We start from the raw sequence: 3,767 nt of genomic DNA, 5'->3' as shown, positions 1-3,767 counted from the left end.
ACCGCCTGACCCGCGTCCGCCACACCCGCGACGATCCACCGGAAACCTTCGCCCACGACCCCGCCGGCAACCTGCTGATGCAGGACCGCCCCGGCGCCGCGACCGTCAAAGGCAATCGCCTGCTAATGCAAGGCGACCGCCACTACGACTACGACGCCTTCGGCAACCTGATCCGCGAACGCCGCGGCACCGGTCATAAACTCGTCACCGACTACCGCTACGACTTCCAACACCGCCTGATCGGCGTCACCACCCCGGACGGCCGCAGCGCCAGCTACCGCTACGACGCCTTCGGCCGCCGCATCGCCAAAACCGTCGACGGCCACACCACCGAGTTCTTCTGGCAAGGCGATAACTTCATCGCCGAAAGCAGCCGCGATCACTACCGCAGCTACATCTACGAACCCGGCAGCTTCCGCCCGCTGGCCATGCTCGACGGTAAAGGCCCACGCAAAGCCTGCCCGTTTTACTACCAACTCGACCACCTCGGCACACCGCAGGAACTGACCGATTTTGGTGGCGAGATTGTCTGGTCGGCCAAGTACAACGCCTACGGCAAAGTCACGCATCTGGCCTTCGGCGGGGGCGAGCAGCTTGAGCAACCGTTACGGTTTCAAGGGCAGTACTTTGATGCCGAGAGCGGTCTGCACTACAACCGGCATCGGTACTATGATCCGGATGTTGGCCGGTACCTGACGCCTGATCCGATCAAGTTGGCGGGTGGGCTGAACTCGTATCAATACACGCCGAATCCGACGGGGTGGGTTGATCCGTTGGGGTTGAGCGGGAACTGCCCGCTACCGAACACGCCTGGGTGTGGGGCGCCGGATAATACGACTGGCGTTAGGGTTGATGAGGGAACGCCAACACTCCCAGAGCCCAGGGATAACTCAGCTCATAATGCGGCTCTTTTTGAGAGACAACGCGCGGGCTATGCAGCACAAGAAATAAATGCTGCTCAACCAGTAGGAAGCGCTCTGAAAGAAGATCCAATGCACAGAGCCCCTAGCTACGTTGTTGATCAGATACCTGCTCAGGGGAGGGTCTTTTCACTAAAGGGCGGTGATGGATCAAATAATACGCTCACACAGTTGGTAGGGGTGGTGAATAATAAAAGTGGTATTTATGAATGGATTGTAAATTTAAAGCTAGAGTTAACTCATCAGAGATTTATTCCGGATGGAAAAGTAACTGGAATACCAAATCAGACTCCATCCAGGCTGCCTAAGTAGATGCTAATGAAAAAACTATTACTCGATGGCCAATACATACACAACAAAACCCCGTGGCTAAACTGGGCTGAACTTCTCTATGGGTTCGAGCACGGATTTATAGATGAAAAAGGAGTTTCGGAATACGCATGCGAAGCCTTAACTACTGAATCCTCACAAGAAGCTATTGAGCTGGCCTCACTGCTACTTGAAGAAAAATATTTGGTAAGCAACCTACTTGAATCACTGGTAAACAAAGAGCCGTCACCCAAAACGGAAGAACCTGCAAAGCCTTGGATTTTTTTATTGCTCTCGTTTCTATTTGAGCATCAAGATGAGTATGAAAATCCACTTGAAATAGTGGGGGAGCTGTACGCAGACTTCGATTATCCAGTAGAGATCTCCTCTATAATTAGGTATATGCCTCCTCCTGAAGGACTAGACGGATCTGAAGGGCAACTATTTGAAAATTGGAAAGAGGTTATTCTCACCTACAAAGTTTTTTTTGAACAACAAAATAGATTCACCTAGCAACGATAAATATAGAAAATGTAAATAAATCTGTCCCGTTATTTTAAAGTCAGTATCGTATTGATTAAAGATATTGTAATCCATCACAGTATTTTCAATAGTATCGATGAGGTTAAAGAGTCTGCCGTTAATGTAGGGCATGATAGATTGGTGAGGGCAAGAGATGAAAAACGAAGATTTAGAATGTTTGATTGATGACTTTCTGGCTCAGGTAGAAAAAGCTACAGACTTGCTAGAGGATCGGTTTGGTAATAAATGTATTCTTCGGCTGTGGCGAGCAATGGAAATTCCGCAGCGAGGTGAAATTTTAAACGGCATAAATTACGAACTGCATGGTGTCGGTTGTAGGGTGTATTTTCCGGAAATATGCGTTGATTTCGATTACGGGCCAGGCGAACGTGTCGATGGATTTGATGTGTGGAGACTATACATTTACGCATGTGAAGTTCCTCTGCTACACCCTAAATACATAGATCAGGATGCGCTAAAACGAGACTTCAATGAATACATGGGTCTTGGAAAAGTAGAGAGGGTTTCTGGCTCAATGTCGAATCTCTACTTTAAGAATAAAGTTAATTGGTGAGGTTTTATTGGTTGTTGTTTATTTTGCAAATAAATAAATCTGTCCCCTTTGTCTCATGGTAGAAGCCGTTTCTGAACGGTAAAGCAATTTTCGGGCAGAGTCGTCGGTGAATAAGTCCATCCCCTTTTTTCCTGTACTTATAGAGTATGAATAGTAATGAGTACGAGATTTCCGGCACTGTTCCAGTTTGTGGCTGGCTATTTCCATGAAGATTGGTGCTTTGATCACGCGTCGGAAGATGATGTCGTCCGGGCGTTCGTTGCAGAATCATCTCAGGAACGGATTTCTCAAGTGAAGGATGAGTTGCAGGTGGTATTGCGAACTGTCCAGAGCGAAGAGGAGTTACAGACGTTTTTGTTTGAAGAAATTGGATGCGCCTACTACTACCCCTATGCGTGGCCCTCAGGAAAATCTTGGTTGGAGCATGTTTTTGACATGCTTTAGAAAGTGCCTTGCTTAATTCACGGCACGCATGTCATGGGTATGTGTAGAAAAATAAATCCGTCCCCTTTGTCCCCTTTGTTCCCGCTAATATTGTAAGGATGAAATTTCCCGGAACAGGAGAGGGGTATATCCCTAATCCAGCATCCAAGGAAAATCCAAAGCTAATAAAAATGAATCGAATAGAAATGAAATTTGATCGAAAAACCGGTGTGCCGTTTACACTGTATCCAATCAAGTAAATAGGAAGAACTATGATTTATTCTGGAAGTGGTAAGCCCTACGTTCCAACACCGTCATATTTTTTAGGTTGTTTTGATATATATGATCGTGAACACACTTTGGGTGAGGAATTAGAGGGATTTGACCCTAATAATCCCGCTGATAGAGAGGTTCTGATACTTGAATATTGTCTGGACCCTGAATGGAGACCGCCATACCGGCAAAAGTTTTTGATGGTTAAATGCTTAGAAGAAGCATTGCGGGATAAAAGTTATGATTTTCAGTCGTTGCTGAAGTATGACCCTCAAGCGTATTCGTAATTTCCTGCCGGGTGGGACGAGATGGAAAATGTTCGGGGTTTTTTCGAAGACATACTCAAGTGGGCCATCATCGAGTGGCGGGAAGACTTACTGAAGGCAAGTCTCGAGGATCAATCCACTTGGGTAACTGTCGGGTAATTTCTATTGAAAAATAAATCTGTCCCCTTTTTCCGTCGTAAAGCTAATACTGAAGAGAACTAACAACTCGCCGTCCGGCTACATCATATTCACGGGGTATGCAAGTGATCGATAATTCGTTTTCGCAGCTCTACCAGTTCTTGGGCGCCTATTTTCATGAAGACTGGATGTGTGAATTTCACGCAGCGGATGATGTTGTTAGATTTTTTTTGTCTGACTCAACAGCCGAGACAATTTCGGTTGTGAAAAATGAAATTGCTGCTTTGCTAGAGAGGCATATGAACGAGATAGAGTTGCGAGTGAACGAGATAGAGTTGCGAG

The 3,767-nt window shown here is 46.6% G+C and carries 6 protein-coding genes; all 6 read left to right on the top strand.

Translation table 11 applies throughout. The features are described 5' to 3' along the window. Positions 1-1,232: RHS repeat domain-containing protein (locus tag AC1DSG_RS28945; protein WP_477793934.1), on the top strand; the 1,232-nt coding region annotated here is incomplete at its 5' end. Positions 1,233-1,238: 6 nt separating this feature from the next. Then, a complete protein-coding gene (locus tag AC1DSG_RS28940; RefSeq protein WP_477793933.1) occupies positions 1,239-1,742 on the top strand; it encodes a DUF2247 family protein in 504 nt (167 codons plus the stop codon). Positions 1,743-1,905: 163 nt separating this feature from the next. Beyond that, positions 1,906-2,325, top strand: a complete 420-nt coding sequence (locus AC1DSG_RS28935) for a DUF6896 domain-containing protein (protein WP_477793932.1) — start codon at positions 1,906-1,908, stop codon at positions 2,323-2,325. Positions 2,326-2,481: 156 nt separating this feature from the next. Further along, the gene (locus AC1DSG_RS28930) at positions 2,482-2,769 is read left to right on the top strand and encodes a contact-dependent growth inhibition system immunity protein (protein ID WP_477793931.1); all 288 of its coding nucleotides are present in this window, start codon (positions 2,482-2,484) and stop codon (positions 2,767-2,769) included. A gap of 251 nt (positions 2,770-3,020) precedes the next feature. Continuing rightward, on the top strand, positions 3,021-3,308 hold the full coding sequence (locus AC1DSG_RS28925) for a hypothetical protein (RefSeq protein WP_477793930.1): 288 nt from the start codon (positions 3,021-3,023) through the stop codon (positions 3,306-3,308). Positions 3,309-3,550: 242 nt separating this feature from the next. After that, positions 3,551-3,767, top strand: a 217-nt coding sequence (locus tag AC1DSG_RS28920) for a contact-dependent growth inhibition system immunity protein (RefSeq protein WP_477793929.1), incomplete at its 3' end; no start/stop codon positions are given.

Source organism: Pseudomonas sp. P5_A12, assembly GCF_056400685.1.
The sequence above is the reverse complement of the archived record's forward strand: the minus strand, read 5'-3'. Positions and strand labels throughout refer to the sequence as shown.